The sequence below is a fragment of the Microcoleus sp. FACHB-831 genome, from assembly GCF_014695585.1.
GTDB lineage: Bacteria > Cyanobacteriota > Cyanobacteriia > Cyanobacteriales > FACHB-T130 > FACHB-831.
Map to the genome: position 1 here is coordinate 146,253 of NZ_JACJON010000040.1, position 17,034 is coordinate 163,286.

Annotated in this window: 14 protein-coding genes; 7 read left to right on the forward strand and 7 right to left on the reverse strand. The window is 43.6% G+C overall.

From position 1 onward, the window contains the following. Positions 1-136: 136 nt before the first annotated feature. The 3 genes from H6F77_RS10900 to pilM are packed head-to-tail and all read right to left on the reverse strand — an operon-like array spanning position 137 to position 2,839. On the reverse strand, positions 137-910 hold the full coding sequence (locus H6F77_RS10900) for a pilus assembly protein (RefSeq protein WP_190488244.1): 774 nt from the start codon (positions 908-910) through the stop codon (positions 137-139). Beyond that, positions 907-1,716, reverse strand: coding sequence for a PilN domain-containing protein (locus tag H6F77_RS10905; RefSeq protein WP_190488245.1), 810 nt, complete (start codon positions 1,714-1,716; stop codon positions 907-909). The genes H6F77_RS10900 and H6F77_RS10905 overlap by 4 nt, the downstream gene beginning before the upstream one ends. Positions 1,717-1,720: 4 nt before the next feature. Further along, on the reverse strand, positions 1,721-2,839 hold the full coding sequence (pilM, locus tag H6F77_RS10910) for a type IV pilus assembly protein PilM (RefSeq protein WP_190488247.1): 1,119 nt from the start codon (positions 2,837-2,839) through the stop codon (positions 1,721-1,723). Positions 2,840-3,095: 256 nt separating this feature from the next. Here pilM and H6F77_RS10915 point away from each other — a divergent pair, with 256 nt between their 5' ends. Together H6F77_RS10915 and H6F77_RS10920 are read left to right on the forward strand one after the other, a co-directional pair. Then, positions 3,096-4,373 (forward strand): ABC transporter substrate-binding protein, encoded by a 1,278-nt coding sequence (locus tag H6F77_RS10915; protein ID WP_190488249.1) that lies wholly within the window; start codon positions 3,096-3,098, stop codon positions 4,371-4,373. Between the two features lie 95 nt (positions 4,374-4,468). Next, positions 4,469-5,158 carry a sterol desaturase family protein gene (locus tag H6F77_RS10920; protein ID WP_190488251.1) on the forward strand — a complete coding sequence of 230 codons (690 nt, stop codon included), beginning with the start codon at positions 4,469-4,471 and terminating at the stop codon, positions 5,156-5,158. Between the two features lie 84 nt (positions 5,159-5,242). Here H6F77_RS10920 and H6F77_RS10925 read toward each other — a convergent pair whose 3' ends face one another. Next, complete coding sequence (locus H6F77_RS10925; RefSeq protein ID WP_190488253.1) at positions 5,243-6,586, reverse strand: bifunctional folylpolyglutamate synthase/dihydrofolate synthase; 1,344 nt, start codon at positions 6,584-6,586, stop codon at positions 5,243-5,245. Between the two features lie 167 nt (positions 6,587-6,753). Between H6F77_RS10925 and H6F77_RS10930 the strand changes: the two genes are divergently transcribed. From H6F77_RS10930 to H6F77_RS10945, 4 genes are all read left to right on the forward strand, one after another. Next, positions 6,754-7,455 carry a hypothetical protein gene (locus H6F77_RS10930; RefSeq protein WP_190488255.1) on the forward strand — a complete coding sequence of 234 codons (702 nt, stop codon included), beginning with the start codon at positions 6,754-6,756 and terminating at the stop codon, positions 7,453-7,455. A gap of 40 nt (positions 7,456-7,495) precedes the next feature. Further along, positions 7,496-9,514, forward strand: coding sequence for a P-loop NTPase family protein (locus tag H6F77_RS10935; RefSeq protein ID WP_190488257.1), 2,019 nt, complete (start codon positions 7,496-7,498; stop codon positions 9,512-9,514). 137 nt (positions 9,515-9,651) lie between these two features. Continuing rightward, complete coding sequence (locus H6F77_RS10940) at positions 9,652-10,296, forward strand: Uma2 family endonuclease (protein WP_190488258.1); 645 nt, start codon at positions 9,652-9,654, stop codon at positions 10,294-10,296. An 8-nt stretch (positions 10,297-10,304) separates the two neighbouring features. Further along, positions 10,305-11,756 (forward strand): DUF1802 family protein, encoded by a 1,452-nt coding sequence (locus tag H6F77_RS10945; RefSeq protein ID WP_190488261.1) that lies wholly within the window; start codon positions 10,305-10,307, stop codon positions 11,754-11,756. 63 nt (positions 11,757-11,819) lie between these two features. On the opposite strand, the gene H6F77_RS10950 is transcribed toward H6F77_RS10945, so the two are convergent. From H6F77_RS10950 to H6F77_RS10960, 3 genes are all read right to left on the reverse strand, one after another. Beyond that, positions 11,820-13,133, reverse strand: coding sequence for a hypothetical protein (locus tag H6F77_RS10950; protein ID WP_190488263.1), 1,314 nt, complete (start codon positions 13,131-13,133; stop codon positions 11,820-11,822). Positions 13,134-13,137: 4 nt separating this feature from the next. Next, positions 13,138-15,117, reverse strand: coding sequence for a DNA cytosine methyltransferase (locus tag H6F77_RS10955; protein ID WP_190488265.1), 1,980 nt, complete (start codon positions 15,115-15,117; stop codon positions 13,138-13,140). Between the two features lie 210 nt (positions 15,118-15,327). Continuing rightward, on the reverse strand, positions 15,328-15,987 hold the full coding sequence (locus H6F77_RS10960) for a hypothetical protein (protein WP_190488267.1): 660 nt from the start codon (positions 15,985-15,987) through the stop codon (positions 15,328-15,330). 462 nt (positions 15,988-16,449) lie between these two features. Here H6F77_RS10960 and pirA point away from each other — a divergent pair, with 462 nt between their 5' ends. Further along, on the forward strand, positions 16,450-16,887 hold the full coding sequence (gene pirA / locus H6F77_RS10965) for an arginine synthesis PII-interacting regulator PirA (protein ID WP_190488270.1): 438 nt from the start codon (positions 16,450-16,452) through the stop codon (positions 16,885-16,887). Positions 16,888-17,034 lie beyond the last annotated feature (147 nt).

Consider the following 17,034-nt stretch of genomic DNA (forward strand, 5'->3'; position numbering starts at 1 on the left):
CGCAAATGCAAAACAGAATGTAAAACAGAGTTTCTGGATCGCACCCAGTTTATTTCCCCTTATGCTGTGCTAAAGCAGCAGTGCCTATTACGCACACCGCTGCAAACACCGGAAACCGCCCCTAGAAAATCCCCAATTACTTTTTGGGTTGCGCCGCCGCCGCTTGCGCTGCTGCTGCTTCCTGTTCTGTCAGCGGCAACAACGCATTCAGCTTAAAATTGGCTCGGATCGTCGGTTGGTTAACTATCACCGCCTTTCCTTGCTGGTCAACCATAAATTTCTGAGGTTTAGTTCCACCCAACTCTGCTTTGAAGTCTTTAACGCTCAACAGCAACGGCAAGCGTTCAATACTTCGCATAGTTGACTGTATTTGGTCAAATGTACCCTCTAACTCTACATCGAAAGATTTACGTTTTAGTTTGCCGTTCACCTCCGCACCCAGCGAACTATCAGTTATCACATTTTTTACATCATTATTGGCAGTATTGCCAGCCTGTTGGTCATTAGGCTGAAATCTTATCAACTGTCCCTGCGTGCCATCAACGAAACGATTGACATCCAATAACAAAGTGTCCAGCGTTTTCTCATTAGAGAACAAAGCCAGTACATCTTTTTTTTGTCTTTTCGCCTCCGCTAGCTTAACATTAGCCTCCTCATACTTTTTCTTTATGTCATTTTCTTGTTGAATTTGGCTTTTCTTCTCTGTTACTTTTGTTTGTAGTTGCTGGTAACTATCCCACGCAGGCTGCACATAATTTAGCAGTAAATAGATAGCTCCTCCCAGACCTAGAACCGCGAAGAGAACGCCACCAATCATTGGCGTGAATGTAATGCCAAACATAGTGGGATAAGGAGACGCGCTATCTTCTCCGCCTTCTTCAAGGGGACTAAACTCGTCAGCGTATGTCATGGTTGAATAACTCCTTTGGTCTGAAGGTTTCTTATCCTAGATACAATACCCACGGCACCCTTGCGATCTAACTCTCGAACTAACTCTGAACTAGGTACATCAGTAAGGCTTGTTTGAATCTTGTACTCCACCACTTTTGGCAATTCGATCTTCACATTCGCCGCTTGTGCTTGGGTCTTAGGAAGTTCCAAAGTAGTGGGGTTGGCAACCAAACTAGCACTTACTAACTGGGTTGAGTCTTTTTTTAAGAAAGAAGACCGCTGAAGCGTCAACAGAAAGTCGTTTACATCGTTGAAGGAGCGTGCTGTTCCTGAAATTTCAAGATTAGCTATAGGTAGTGGCGTAGTTTGGGCTTGAGCATTAGGGGCGGGTGTAGCAGCAGGTGCTGGTGCAGCCTGCTCAGTCTGTACAATGGTTTTAATTTGCACCCCTGGAGGAATGCGATCGCGCACCTCTTGCAACATAGCTGACCAAGGCTTAATTTGATTGAAAACGCTGGCTAGCGCTTGGGTTTCCCCTTGAATGGTGGTGGTCTGTTGGGTGATGCTTTTTATTTCATTCTGTTTTTGTGTTTGGCTAGCTAGCTGTGTGTCTAGCTGCGATCCTTCTTGCTCCAATTGGGCAGTTTGCTGATTTAAATACCACAACAAGCCGCCAACTGCACCTGGCAAGAGCAGGCCAACTGCTACCCCTGCAATTAGGGGAACCATCGTCCCGATTGGAGTTTTTTCTTTCTTGGGCTTGTTAGACCGCTCGTTTACAAAATCAGGGCGATCTTTAAGAAAATTAACATCTAAGCTATACATCGCTTTAAACCTCCCTTAGTCCTAACCCCAGTACAGTACCCAATCCCGGTCTTTGGACTTGAGGAATTTCTTGGTCAACCTCCAAAGAAAGAGCTGCCACCGGGTCTACTTGAGTCGTAGGCAAACTTAACCTTTGCGTGAAAAATTCATCTAGTTGTCCAATTCCACCCCCAGGCCCTGCTAGTAAAAGCTGCGCCACTTCTAAATTTTCGCTCTGATTTAGATAAAAATCGATAGAGCGACGCAGTTCATCCGCTAGCTCTCCCAACACTCTAATTAAAGCCGCCATACCCGGATTGATGCCCGTCGCACCAGTGCGAACGCTATCTACGGGCGTGTTGGGAATCGTCATTCCTTGCAGCAACTCCGTGTTTCTCGACGTTGGCAAATTCATCGCTCGCGATAGAGCGCTCTGAAGTTGGAAAGTGCCGATAGGAACGGTGCGGTTAAATTGGGGAACGCCATCGACGATAATGGCAATTTCCGTGCTGTCGAATTCAATATCCACCAGAACTGCGGCTTCTTGTGGTGCAAATTGCCGTAACTGTTCCCTAATCGTGCGAATTAGGGCAAAGCTGTTAATCTCTAGAACATCTATATTTAACCCGGCTAGCTTGAACGTTTCGATATAGGTGTCTGTTACTTCTTTGCGGGTTGCTACCAGCAGTACTTGCACCTTCTCAATGCCATCTTCATCTGTAAAAAAGCCGAGCTTCTGATAATCTAAATCGACTTCTTCGCGGGGGTACGGCAAATAAAGGCCAGCTTCATGGTTTAAAACCATTTCACGCAGCTCTCTATCATCTAGCTCTGCTGGAACTGGAATAATCCTAATAACAGATTCCCGCATAGGCACTGCTGTAGCAACGCTATCGGCTTTGATCTTAGTCTCTGCCATTGCGGCTTGGATCATTTCTGCCAAAGCTGGTGCATCGGCAATCTGCCCTTCTTGAAATATGCCTTCGGGCACTTCCGTCGAGTGCATCGCTGTTAATTTAAAGCCCTGACCGTGCTTGCGTAGCTGTGCAATATTAATGCGTTCTGGAGCCAGTTCTATACCGATGCCTTTGGTTCGTTTGGCAAAAACGCTTTTAAAATCTAAACCTTTTAAGCGGTTAAGCATATTTTGGTCGGTAGATGGGTGTTGTGCCGATGATGATTGTCTAATGCAACTCTTGTATGAGTGCCAATAGATCTAGAGAAGTATATGCTACCCAATCTAGCTTACAATTGCCTCGCGTGAAGTAAATACCGAAGCCAAAAACCGTTAATACGAGGTTAGTACAGCCTCGTACCCAGCGAAAGGTTGTCGCCCGGATACATATCGAATAATGTAGGATGATTTACTGCTAACGCCGAATGCGGAATCCCGATTCATAATGAGCAGTAGGAAGACCTGGACACGTTTAGTAGTATGCGCCCTGTTTGGATTGCTCCTTAGCTGGGTGGTGAGCTGTAGCACCACTCCATCTATATCAGGAAGTCAGGAAATTGAGTTCTGGACGATGCAGCTACAGCCACAATTTACAGACTACTTCAAAAACCTAATTTCCTCTTTTGAAGCTGAAAATTCTGGCCTTATAGTCCGGTGGGTAGATGTACCCTGGTCGGCGATGGAGAGCAAAATTCTGACCGCTGTAGCTGGAAAAACAGCGCCGGATGTGGTAAATCTAAACCCTGATTTTGCCTCGCAACTCGCCTCTCGGAATGCATGGTTGGAGCTAGACTCTAAAATATCACCCCAAGTACGCCAGCAATATTTACCTAATATATGGAAGGCCAGCACGCTTAATGATAAAAGTTTTGGCATTCCTTGGTATCTAACGACGAGAGTAACGATTTACAACGCAGATTTGTTTAAAAAAGCGGCTATCAGTAACCCACCGCGTACTTATGAAGAATTGGCCCAGGTGGCGAAGATTGTTAAGGAAAAAACGGGCAAATACGCTTTTTTTGTAACTCTGGTTCCGGGGGATTCGGGGGAGGTGCTGGAGTCCCTGGTGCAGATGGGTGTCCAATTGGTAGACGCGCAGGGGAAGGCAGCGTTTAATACTCCTGCTGGTATTGCGGCATTTAAGTATTGGGTAGATCTCTACAAAAATGGGTTGTTGCCAAAGGAAGTTTTGACCCAAGGACACCGCCAAGCAATTCAACTGTATCAGTCGGGTGAGACGGCGTTGCTGGCTGCGGGTTCGGAGTTTTTCGGCACGATCGCTAAGAATGCACCTGCGATCGCTCAGGTTTCTGCTATCTCACCCCAAATTACTGGCGTCACTGGCAAAAAAACTGTGGCTGTAATGAATCTTGTCATCCCCCGCGATACTGCCAAGTCTGATAACGCTCTTAAATTTGCCTTATTTGTCACTAACAACAAAAATCAACTGGCTTTTGCTAAGGCAGCTAATGTTCTGCCGTCTACAGTTGAATCGCTGCAAGATAGCTACTTCAAATCTGCTGATGCCAATGCTTCCTCAGCGGATAAAGCACGGATCGTAAGCGCTAGCCAGATGCAACAAGCTGAGGTGTTAGTTCCCGCAATGCGCGATCTCAACAAGTTGCAAAAGGCAATTTATGAAAATTTGCAATCAGCAATGCTGGGTAACAAAACAGTAGAACAGGCTGTGGCTGATGCTGCGACACAGTGGAATTCTCGATAAGTAGTTGCAGGCAATTGCACGAATGACGCGATCGCACGCTAGCGCGATCGCGCTTCATGACAGACAATCGTATGAGTTAATGTCTCTCAATCCACATGCAAAATTTTTTCTCTGGTTTGCCTGGTGTCCTGCTCATCGTCGTGTTATCGGTAGTCGCCAGCTATATAGCCATATCGTTGATAGAACACCAAGTTCACCAAAATTTGATGCACAAACGACGCCTGCCTAAATGGGCATATCGGGTATGGCCTTACATTATGGAAATATATGAAGGCCATGCTGTACGGCATCACGGCATCTGGTATCGCGATTTTGACTTTGAACCTCATCCAGATGGTCGTCACGATAATATCGACATCCGTCTAGTTGAGACAGCATGGCTATTCCTAGCCTTTGCTCCCATTATGTTGCTGTTCTTTGCAGTTTCCCCAATCGCGGGTGTGGTGTGGATAATTATGGGCATCGCACACGACCGTTTGTGGAACATCCTGCACAACCAAATGCATATGCCCGAAGCAGTATTTTTTGCTGACTGGGGGCTTTATCGCTGGTTGGCTAGGCATCACTTTATGCACCACCAAGCTACGAACAAAAACTACAATATTGTGTTTCCTTTTGCTGATTTTGTTTTGGGAACTGTATCTAAACCCCGGTTTAGAGATCTGCGCGAAATGATGCGTCTTGGTTACCTGAAACCAAAATCATCACGTGCTAAAGCGCGTCTTGAAGCAATCCGAACCAAAGTAGAATACTCGCGTCGCCCGTTGGTAGAAGCTACGGTCTAAACGGGAAGAATAGATATGGCAACCCCCCTTAACAAAGGGGGGTTTAAATTTTAAATTTAACCTCGATTATTCAAAATTCATAGTTTATAATTGCTGCTGTTGTAAAAAGTATCCTAGTAAATAAAGCGAACCACACAAAACTATTAAATTTTCTGGGTTGGTGTTTAAGTTTGCAGCTTCCAGACCATCTATGAGATCTGGATATAACTGACAAGATGCTAAATTTGGGCAGATGTTTTTAGCTAGAGTTGCTAAATATTCTGGGTCGGCTGAAGTGTTGTCGGGTACGGGGACTAAATACAAGCGATCGCCTGGTCGCAACAAGGCTTGAAAAATATCCGCATGATCTTTAGTCGAGAGCATTCCCATTACCCAAGTTTTAGAATCTAGCTCCCCCACATTCGCAGGTTGCGCCTGGGAATTGGGAGGATATAAAGTATCAACAAATTGACGCAGGGCGATCGCTGCTTCTGGGTTATGGGCACCGTCGATGAGTAAGCGGCGATTTTTCCAGATAGTCCATTGGAGGCGTCCGGGCCATTTAGTTTTTGCCATACCAGAGGCGATCGCTTCTGCTGAAATATTCCAGCCTTGTTGTTGAAGAATTTGCAGGGATGCGATCGCTAATGCTGAATTACTTAGCTGAATTTCTCCAAGTAACGGCAAAGGATACTTTATAGATTTTGGATTTTGGATTTTGGATTTTGGATTTAAGTTTAAATCCTCAACAATTTCATATTCTGCCCACCCCTCTCCAATGTGTTGTGCTGGTTGTGGGAAAACGGCAGGACAATTTAGCTGGGCAATGCGTTGTTTTACGACTGCCATTGCTTCTTTTGGCAGTTGTCCGATTACGGCTGGACATCCTAGTTTGAGGATGCCAGCTTTTTCGCCTGCAATGTCGGCTAGGGTGGGGCCAAGTACCTGCCAGTGTTCGCGGCTGATGGAAGTTATTATGGTGATGAGGGGGCGATCGCACACGTTTGTCGCATCTAGCCGTCCTCCCAACCCTACTTCTACTACGGCGACATCTACTTGCTGCTGGGCAAAATATAACCAAGCAGCGGCGGTAATTACTTCAAATTGAGTGGGTGTGTATTCCCTAGCGAGACGATTATTTGCTGTCTCTACAACCTGCATGAGTAATTGTGCTAGGTCATTAGTAGAAATAGGTTTTTCGTTGATACAAATTCGTTCGTTCCAATCAATTAAATGAGGAGAATTATATCGTCCAACGCGATAACCAGATTCGGTTAATACGGAGGAGAGATAGGCACAAACAGAACCTTTACCATTTGTTCCAGCCACATGGATTATGGGGACAGAATGGTGGGGATTGCCTAAAGAAGCCAATAATTTTTCAATGCGCTCTAGGCCGAGATTGACGCCAAAGTGCTGAAAAGGGTTAAGGATAGTGTCGATGTCCACAAGCACGAATACTAAGTTTATTTAATAACTTTTATTTCTTGTGTAAATTAGCACAATCATTGTTTAGAACATTTACAGGGGAATTACTGTCTATGTGCGGGTATTATACGCTATGTAGATTGGCCTGAAACGCAAATTTTATCTGTCAAATAGCTGGAATTATCAAGATGGCAACAAAAGATAAGGCAACAACTAAAGGTTTACGCGGTACTGAAGCGGGGGCTAAAACTCGCATTCTTCTCGCTTTGTGGGACATGGGGGGAGCAAATAGCCAGGTTAAGAAGGGTGATTTAACCGAACGAATAAAGCGAACGAATGAGAGGGCTGCTGACTATCAAGGTGTATTTGGACAGTTAGAGGAAGCAGGAGCGATCGCTATATCTAAAAACTTGGTATCGCTAGCGGATAAAGGGGTGCAGACGCTAGGCGAGGGACTGAAGAGTGGTGAATTTGAGTTTGATGGGACTCAAATTGGAACCAGAACTGCTAACGCGCTGTTGAAGTGGTTGCGTGAGATGGGAACCCTAGATGGGGGTGTAGCGGCGAGTGCTGGCAAAGGTAAAGCAACAGGGGGAGCGATCGCGTCTTATGACGAATTTAAGCCCTTAGCGTTGGAAGTGTACGACAGCCTGAACCGGGATTACAACTTAGACAATCTGGTGCCAATTTACCGGATTCGGCGGGAGATTGGGGAAAGTGTTAGTCGCGACAAGTTCAACGAGTGGCTGCTGGAAATGCAAGCTAAGGATATTTTGCAACTCATCGGCGGTGAAATGCCAGATATCACTCCCGATCAAGCTGAAGACTCTATTAAGACTAAACTTGGCGCAGTGCGTTACTACGCGAAACGCTTAAATTCTCAAAACTAACCGAACTCTGTTTCCAGTTTTCTACCTCACACAAAAAGCCATGACCAATTTTTCTGTTTCCTCCATTGAAGAGCTTAACGCTGCTATCGAAAATCAAAATCCCTTTGCTAAACCTCCTTTCCTGAATGCCAAAGACATTTGGGACAAAGAATTTCTTGATATTGAGACTATAAATTCCCACGCTTCTGAAGCTGTGTTTCAAGCACTTAAGCAAATCCAGACGGGTCAATACTCGACAACTTCAATAGCCATCACTGCACAAGATGGAACAGGCAAAACTCACATTATTAGCCGCATCCGCCATCGTTTGCAATCTCAGGGTGGTGCCTTGTTTGTCTATGCAAACAAATATGGTGACATCAGTCAAATTAAACAAGGATTCCAATCAATTTTAGCCGATAGCCTTAAAAAGATTGGTAGCAAAGAAGTTATGCAATGGCAAGAATTGGCAACAGACATGGTGAATGAGGCATTAAAGGCAGTAAACCCTAAAAATAAGACTTTTTTGCCTAAAGATCTACTCCAGCAAATTGAGGAAACCGAAGAGAGTAAACCAGAAGTATTTAATAAATGGCTCAACAATGCAGCCAAAGCATTTTGCAAAATTAAGAATGTTAATAATCCTGATACTGTCCGGGCAATTTTGTGGACGTTATCTGCCGATAAAAATCTTTTTGCGATTAACTGGTTGGCAGGCAAGGAATTAGCTCAATTCAAAGCAAATGAACTAGGACTACCTACTCAAAACCAATCTTTTGATGCGGTTCTACAAATCCTAGATTTGATTAGTGAATATAACCAACTTGTAATTTGTTTCGACGAACTAGACAATCCTGACATAGATCCTGATACTTCTTTGACAAGAGCGCAGGTTGTCGCTGGTTTAATCAAAGAACTGTTTGAAAATCTCAAACAAGGAATAATCCTCAGCGTAATGATGCCTGGTGTTTGGAGTAATAAAGTAAAAGCGTTACCTGGGGGAGTCTACAATAAGATTTCTGCTCAGGGTAGTCCGCTGGAGCTAAAATACCCTGATGGTAATTCCATCATCCAATTAGTCACCTTATATTTAAGGGAGTTTTATAAAGCAAAAAACTTAGTTCCTCCAAATCCAACTTACCCATTTACGCAAAATCAACTCACAGACCTTGCTGATGATAAACCAACCATTAGAGAAGTTTTAAAATGGTGTCGAGATAACTGCGTTCCTGGGGTAGAACAGCTCGATCCAGTTGAAATTGCTTTTTCTAAAGAGATGGAAGAAGAACTAGGAAATTCTTTAGATGATAATTACCTAGTTGCTAATGCTCTTTTGTTTGGGTTCCAGAGGTTGATTGGTAAAACTGTAGAAAGAGTAACAATTGAACAAGTTACAGATAGGGTAAAGAAAAGAGGTGGGAAAGATGATTACATCAATTTCAAGATAATTGGTAACGAAACTGGAAAAAATGCCACCATTGGAGTTGCTGTTCTTCAGTATACTGGCGGCAAAACACTAGGAGCCGGATTGAGAAGGCTAAATGATTACGAAACTTTTGGCTTGACTCGCGGCTGTTTGGTTCGTTCCAAGGGCAAAAAAATTACTCCACATATGGAGAAAACTTATCTAGAACCGCTGGTTAGGCAAAACGGTGGGGAAGTTGTGCCGCTGAAAGAAGAGGAAATTAAACCGCTGATAGCAATTTATTCGGTTTATCAAAAGCGCGAAGTTGACTATAAGGTGACTGATTTGCAGATTTTCAATTTTATTGCCGAAAAAGGTGCTGAAAAAATGCTAGGGGTTAGTAACCCTCTCGTTCAAGAGATTCTCAGCGATCCATCCTATGAAGTTCCTGCGGATATGATCGAAGAAGAACCCGTAGTTTCAGAAGAATATATGATTGCTGATGTATCTGAATCAGACAACCAAGAGATTCTCAGCGATCCATCCTATGAAGTTGCTGCGGATAGGATTGAAGAAGAACCCACAGTTTCAGAGGAATCTATGATTGCTGATGTATCTGAATCACGTAACATGGATGATGGAATCAACGCGCTATTCAACAGAATTAATGGTTGATGTCCTGACTATAGCAGTCCTAAATGCTTCGCAGTGGCAAGCTCCCCGACTTCTCTTGCGAAGTCGGGGACCTGAAGAGCTAGCATCTCATAGCTCAAATACGATTGCTATATAAGTTGAGTCCAACAGAGAAATCTATGAGTACCATGCAGACAAAACTACCGACCGATACTTGGGTTGTAGCGACATGGGACGAATTTATCCAAACCATTGAAGACCCCGCCTATCAAAAAACGAAAGGCTACTACTACAATGGCAAAATGAGGATTGAAACTATACCAGTCAGTCCCGATCATGCAAAAGATAATGGGATTATTGCTATTGCTGTCACCTTATTCGCCGCTTGCAAAGGCATTTTACTGAATTGCTTGGATAACTGTACCTACCGTAAAACAGGCGTTCGGGAGTGTCAGCCCGATGTATCTTATTACATCGGAGAACGGGCGCAAATGGTACCGACAGGAACCGCGATCGCTAATCTTGATAATACCCCAGCGCCAGACTTAGCTATCGAGATTGCTGATAGTAGCCTAGCTGATGATAAAGGCGAAAAACGGTTGCTTTATGAAGATATAAAAATAGCAGAATACTGGATAGTTGATGTGCAGAAAGCAGAGATAATTGCTTTTGAAATTATCCCCACTGGCGGTAGTAGAAGGATTACTGAATCTCAAATATTGCCAGGTTTACAGATGGCAGTATTAGAAGAAACTTTGCGGCGCAGTCGCCAAATGGCACACTCTCAAGTTGTGCATTGGTTATTAACTCAATTTCAACTATAAGATGAAGTATGCCGTCAGTTAATTCGGTAAACATTGATACTGCTATAAGACTACCCGCGCCAGACATTGAAGCGTTAATTCAAGGGCGAGCGATCGCAGCTATGCCTCGGCTCGATATCGGGGGGCGACAATTTGCTCTATACCCAGGTGATGCATCTATTAACTTACTACTAACTGAGCAACACTATCGACCGAATTTTTTGTCTATTGCTCAAACTGCATTTACTCAGTTAAATCCTGAAACAACCACAATTAAAGCTTGGGCTAAATGTGAACTCTGCCAAATACTAGATGGTAGAGAAGATTTAGATGCTTTGTCACAGTTAACAATCTGGAAAAAAGAGGCGTTAGAAAAAATTTTATCGCAATTTCCTTATATTTTTTTGGCACATTTACGAGTTTATCTGTTATCTCAACCATTGGAAATACCAGCCAAGAATCAAGGTCGATTTGTGGCTTTACCTCATCCTCTGAGCGTTACAGATGATTCGCCAGTGTTGAGCGATCGCACTTTCAACCAACGCCGCCATCAGCTAGAAAATAGACTCCCACCGCAGCATCCAGAATTAGAAGAATTGCAAGGTGCGATCGCGCAACTTACCATCACCAACCCAGCAGCTAAAGAACTGGATCGGGACATTAAAATATTTCTAGGTTGGGGTAGTGATGAACCTGCAAAGCAACTCGATCGAGATTGGTCTTGGATCGAGAAAATTGCAGAAATAGGAAATTCTAGCGACGGTCATACTTTTGAAAAACTGGTGCGTAGAGGATTACTTAAGTTAGGCTTCAGTGGTTCTGGTATAGATCCAGAATCAATGGGTGGAGCCGGAGGGATGGATTTCTACTGTGAAAGTCCTTACCCAATGGTGGGAGAGTGCAAGGCGACTAAAACAGAGAAAGTTCCTGATGGAACCCCTGCACAACTCCTAAAAATTGGTATGAACCATCTAGGTAAAGCTCAATATGACCGTTCAATTAAATTAATTGTAGCGGCTGGAGAGTTAAATTTTTATGCCAATAGAACCGCTACTGAAAATCAAATGAATGTCATTAGACCCGAAACACTACAAAGATTAGTTGAAGTGCAAGCACAGCAGAAAAACTCTATAAACTTATTAGAGCTAAAACAGTGTTTGCAGCAAGAACCGTTTGGCTTGGCTGACGATAAAGTTAATACTTATATTGACAATGTATGGAAAAATATTAGGCTGCGATCGCACCTCGTCCAGCTTGTAAAAAATTACGTGAAAAACACAGGTTTAGATAATGCTGGAGTTGAAGCTTTACATGGCGCATATTTTGGCTCCAATCCACCTCAGCCGTTAAAAACTGAGGAAATGCACGAAATTTTGATCGAGCTTTCCTCGCCTTTAACGGGATACTTGGGACGAATTAAGGGAAGTGATTGGAGGAGCGATCGCTTTTATTTCTTGCGCGACTTATCGCAGGATACTTGAAATAACTAGCGCGATCGCCCTCTTCCGATTTAAAGGTTGCGATCGCCCCTGCGATCTGAGTAATTATGAGTTTTCCAGGATACGTTTCCAAGTGGTAAGCCACTGGTGGCAAGGTTCGTCAATTGGAGCAATGTTTCTGCGTCTTTGCGCCAGCGACTGAGTATAAGCTGCAATCCACGCGATCGCTAATTCTTGCTCTGTCACCGTACCCCCTCCCATTGCTCGACTAAATTGCTTTTTGATCCACTCTCTAAAGGTCAGGATTTCTAGAACAATATCAAAGTCATCTTCAATTTCTTGACAACGCGATACAAGTTCATCTCTTCGTTCAGGTTCAACACTTGTCACAAAGCCAGCTAAAGCAACAGTCGGGTGTGCTTCCAACTTATCTGCTAGTTCTTCTAATTCATCTCGCAAGTAGGCTTTCCCATATTTTGCATCCCATGCTTCAATAATCTGCGTAGCCTCTAGTATTTCAATATCACCTATATTACCGTGCTTTTTATTTGCCGAGCGCATCTGTGAGAGAGGCTTCAACGCTCCATCAGGAAATAGTTGACAGTCTTCCAGTGCTTGCATCAAACTGTGCATAGCAATTTCCATAATTCTTGCTGCATAATCAGACTCATTAATATGCCTTCTTATAATTTCACTTAAAAATTCCTGGTTCACTTTTTCACGTGACTGTAAAAACTTGTGTAAACTCTCTATTGTTTGCTCAGCTAAGTCTCTAAAAGCCTTTGCCCGATTCAGTAGTTGTGATAGCAAATAATGCAGAGCAGCTTCGGGAGATATTTCGTTAGCCTCAATCCCTTCCACAAGGCTGAGCCATTGCAGCCTCGCGCCCCTAATATTAGCCTTATATACAGGTGAGTAAGGATAATTTTCTGCAAGGCTGCGCGTCATCATAAATCCATCCGCGTTCAATTTGAGCAGATCGTAGCGTCGCAAAATTGGAGTGATATACTGCTTATCCAAAGAGCGCATGGATATACCATCACGCCATGAAAAGGATTTGCTGCTTGTACTGCCTTTATGCAGCCTAATACTTTGCGTCGGCTCGATGGCTTTGATGCATAACTGCATAATTGTTAACCCAACCAACGCTCTGCCAACTTCACTGGTAACTGAATCCACAAGCCTATTGAAGATATTAAGATGAATATGGCTCAGTTGTGAAAAGTCAATATCGGCTAAATTATCTCTGCACAAGAGGATCTTTTGTTCTAGATAACCATTAGCAAGTTCTTTAGTTATTTTTTGATATTTCAGTCTAGCTGACTGACTCATTCCCCCTTCTAAGAAAACCTGTGCGGTGCCATCGGGTAGCACAAGTTCACTCTTATCTCTGAATACTCTTAGATGCAGCTCGCTCATCACTTTATCCTAAGCTTTTGCGAAGTTGTACGCTTCTGGGTGTTAGCGTTGGAAACGCATAGGGAATGAGATACTCGCCTTTAGTTATTTGAGGATTTGTGTTGTGGTTTCTGACTTCGTAACCCATGCTGCGTAAATACTGGAGGTAAGAAAATACCTCTTCTGCACTAACTCCCCATAGCAATGCGATCGCTTGTTCTGATAGTTGGGTTGCTACTCCTATCCCCCTAACCACGCATTGAACAACACGCCAAAACATATCCACTTTTAATTTAGGATGAAAAGTTAGAACCCCATTAATCCGGGGGGTGTACTGATAATAACCAGAAAGCTGAACCAAATCCGCCTTACCTGTAATCTCAATAAGTTTTTCCTCGAATGCTTTCCACAGTGCTGTAAACAACTGTTTGTCTAAATTTTTAGCGCATAGCTTTACGCTCCTAGTGTTCAACTTCCATTCATCGTGCCCCCAAGATGGATATATATCAATTACAAATTGATTTTCTTCTTGGCCTTTCTCTTCAAGCTGTGCTTCTATCATCCAGCAAGAGGGATTCAAATCATACTTGAGATAAATTGCTGAACTGTTAGGAACTTCTTTTTCACACCAGGCAAAATCATTTGACAAAAATTTGACTACCTGCCCTTGACTAAGACAACTAACTGCTGGCATTGAAAATAGTTGTCCAGTCATGCGTAAATTTGAAATTGCAGCTTTAGCCTTCTGAGCGTATCTTTCACTTATTTGACGCTTGCGCTTTCTAAATCCCAGCTGCTTTTCAGGTGCCAAATAGTGTATGGTAAACGGTAGCGCAACACCCATAACTTGATCCAAAATACTAAGAGCTAAAATTCTACCCAATTGTGGCGGTACCGAATTCCCAATCTGTTCTATACAAACTTGGCGATTTCCCACAATTTCATAATCGTCAGGAATTGTTTGTAGTCTCTTGAACTCTGCAACAGAAAATTTGCGGTTTTCCCAACTGAAGGGGCCAGTGTATTGTCCGCCTTGTGCTTTAATAGTCCGCACTGGCATCTGTGGGTCAGCTTTGTAAAGAAAGTCAGAAAACTTTGATCGCCAGCTAAAAACTGGGTTGGGATGACCCATTTCCTCTGTATAAAAGCTGTAATTTAGGCCGGGTGGTATATTTGTAAGAAGGTGCCCGTACCTTCCTCCAATACCTGGCTCTACATCGGATGTGTCAGCGCCTTGAACTGCTTCGGCAGCTGAATAAAACGGTTCTTGGTCAGGAGAATCAGGGCCATGAGTTGGATAGGGAAATAAATAATTACCTGACTTCAATCCAACAATAAATAAACGTTCTCGATGCTGAGGTACTCCATAATCAGCTGCATCGAGAATGCGAACATAAATTGTGTAGCCTGCTTCTTTAAAAGCATTTTGAATTTCTTTCCAAGCTTCTCCCTTCTGCGCTCCCGTAATTCCATATACATTTTCAAAAAGGAATCCTTTTGGCTGTAGTGTCTTTACTAAACGGACATACTCCTGAAAGAGCTTACCTCTGGAATCATTGGTTCCTGCAACTCCCGCTGCTCTACGGCCTGCCGCAGAGAAAGTTTGGCAGGGTGGCCCACCAATGATAAAGTCTACGTTTATTTCGGGACTCGGAAAAAATTCTCTAATATCTATGCAGATTGGTTTGGAGTTTTCTAACCGCTTCCCAGGTTGGCAATTTTTTTTTAAGGTCTGGACGTACTTGGCTTCAAACTCCACCATTTCAATAATGTCGAAGCCAGCATCATGGAATGCGATATCAAGGCCACCGCCACCAGCGAATAAGCTTAGAGTTTTGATGGGAGGATGACGCTGTTTAGCCAGCCAGCTGCGAAGAGATAAGCCAAATCGATCTGGCCAATTTGAGCTACGCCTAACACCAAGCGATCGCAATATTTCCTGAAACCAGACAACTTTTTCAGGATAGATACCAGGTAAATTCAAAGGGAGGGATAGCTGTTGCATGCGCTGGCGAAGTCGGTAAGTATCAAACTGCCAACATCATCTTAATAGAGTTTGCCTCGCCTTTAACGGGATACTTGGGACGAATTAAGGGAAGTGATTGGAGGAGCGATCGCTTTTATTTCTTGCGCGACTTATCGCAGGATACTTGAAATAACTAGCGCGATCGCCCTCTTGGGTTAAATTTCCTTTCAACCCATCCAAACCACACCATTAACCAGGACAACTACACACATAAATTGGCTGACATATCCGGCGCGTTCGCGGGCGTCTATTTCTGCGGCGAGAACTGCGATCGTCGTCATAGTATGTCTCATCATGACAACTTTCCCTGTCGCCACAAATCGGCGCACGCGAAAAAACTCCTAAATCTTTTACAGAAACTTCCGCTGTAAAAGTACCTTGTTCAACAACTGTATCGCGCTCTTTAATTGCATACTCAAACTTATTTTCGCCTTCTAAAACTGAAAAAGTACGACCTTTATGGCTATCTCCAAATTTGACCTCAAAGCTTTCTGAAGATTCACCTTTATCATATTCTCTATCCGTGTATGGATAGGGGTTTTTCTTCATCCCCTCAGTCACGTTCTTGATAACCACCCTTCGTTTAGGAGCAGGAAGGTTTGAGCTAGAATTGAACCGAGCGTTTATTGTGTCTGGCGTATAAGCTGTACCAGGACATTGACCTACATATTCAACTCGCTTAAATTTGATTAAATTCGTATCATAAGTAGTCTCATTTTTCGCCTGAATCTGTGCGCCGTTTGCATGAGCAGTTAGCGCAACTAAAAGAACAACCGCGATCGCCGCAACCAACAAAACGGCAGTTCTTTTGATTGCGTCCGGTATCCTCAATCCGCCTTTACGTCTCATAATTCCTCTTCCGACCAATAAAATCTACGCCCCTTACCTTTGGCAGATGCTGGGGTCTGTTTTTAGTGTCGTGTATTAATTATTGATTGTTTCCGTTCCCAGTTGCTTGCTACCGTAGCCGACTTTAACTTAAGGAAACTGCTTTTTAGGGCGATCGCCACTGGGATCGGAGAAAACAAGCTTCATATTAGCGAAAACAAGCCTTGTAACATAATTGTTATCTAGGATACAAGCAATTTAATTATCTTAATGTTTGACAGTTCCTAAATAAACGGTAAAAATAGATACAGAAATACTTTTTTGATTTCTTTTTTTTTGGCTGGGGTTACAGCCCCAGGCTGGATTTTCTACGGAGACGGTAAGCGAGGGGAGTAGGTTGCGAGAGCAACCGCCCAGCGAATCGGTCGGGGTAGTCTCTCACTCACAACCAACTCAAGCGCAATAATATCGGAGGCAAAGAATATGAAACTTTCTTTTAGAGGTAGCAGCTGCGAGGACAACCCACCCATGCTGGAAGTTCGGGAAAGCGACATCGTGGGCAAGGGGGTTAGAAATAGCACATATAGCTATCTCAGACATATTCCCACACCCCAACCAACCGTAAACTTGAAGAACGAGCGTGGTATTGCCTTTCGCACTGCACAATCGGTAGCTGTAGAGCCAACCATACCAGAGGAACTGGCAGTAGAGAGACGATTAATCGCGTCTTTCCAAAGTCAGAGGAAATCAGTCACAGATAAAACCTGTCAGAAAACTCTGGATGAGGCAGATAAAAATCACATCGCTAATATCTGCCGCAGCCTGGAACATCGCCTACAGGTAGCCAAAGCCAAAGGAGATACAAATTTGCTGCGTCTTCTGGAAGCAGAGTCAGCGCAAATATCCTTTTGCAAACTGTAGTTGGCGGCTAAGAGTAGATAGATATAGCAATTCTATTTGAGTTGGAGATGTCATAGGTTTAGATCCCCGACTTCTTGGAGAAGTCGGGGATCTCGCCTTGTAGTAGGTGGGCGATCGCTAATATGCGATCGCCTTTTTTTGTGCTTT

What these genes read in the sequence shown, in the direction of transcription:
- H6F77_RS10900 (WP_190488244.1), bottom strand. Translation starts at nt 910, where the DNA reads ATGACATACGCTGACGAGTTTAGTCCCCTTGAAGAAGGCGGAGAAGAT.
- H6F77_RS10905 (WP_190488245.1), bottom strand. Translation starts at nt 1,716, where the DNA reads ATGTATAGCTTAGATGTTAATTTTCTTAAAGATCGCCCTGATTTTGTA.
- pilM (WP_190488247.1), bottom strand. Translation starts at nt 2,839, where the DNA reads ATGCTTAACCGCTTAAAAGGTTTAGATTTTAAAAGCGTTTTTGCCAAA.
- H6F77_RS10915 (WP_190488249.1), top strand. Translation starts at nt 3,096, where the DNA reads ATGAGCAGTAGGAAGACCTGGACACGTTTAGTAGTATGCGCCCTGTTT.
- H6F77_RS10920 (WP_190488251.1), top strand. Translation starts at nt 4,469, where the DNA reads ATGCAAAATTTTTTCTCTGGTTTGCCTGGTGTCCTGCTCATCGTCGTG.
- H6F77_RS10930 (WP_190488255.1), top strand. Translation starts at nt 6,754, where the DNA reads ATGGCAACAAAAGATAAGGCAACAACTAAAGGTTTACGCGGTACTGAA.
- H6F77_RS10935 (WP_190488257.1), top strand. Translation starts at nt 7,496, where the DNA reads ATGACCAATTTTTCTGTTTCCTCCATTGAAGAGCTTAACGCTGCTATC.
- H6F77_RS10940 (WP_190488258.1), top strand. Translation starts at nt 9,652, where the DNA reads ATGAGTACCATGCAGACAAAACTACCGACCGATACTTGGGTTGTAGCG.
- H6F77_RS10945 (WP_190488261.1), top strand. Translation starts at nt 10,305, where the DNA reads ATGCCGTCAGTTAATTCGGTAAACATTGATACTGCTATAAGACTACCC.
- H6F77_RS10950 (WP_190488263.1), bottom strand. Translation starts at nt 13,133, where the DNA reads ATGAGCGAGCTGCATCTAAGAGTATTCAGAGATAAGAGTGAACTTGTG.
- H6F77_RS10955 (WP_190488265.1), bottom strand. Translation starts at nt 15,117, where the DNA reads ATGCAACAGCTATCCCTCCCTTTGAATTTACCTGGTATCTATCCTGAA.
- H6F77_RS10960 (WP_190488267.1), bottom strand. Translation starts at nt 15,987, where the DNA reads ATGAGACGTAAAGGCGGATTGAGGATACCGGACGCAATCAAAAGAACT.
- pirA (WP_190488270.1), top strand. Translation starts at nt 16,450, where the DNA reads ATGAAACTTTCTTTTAGAGGTAGCAGCTGCGAGGACAACCCACCCATG.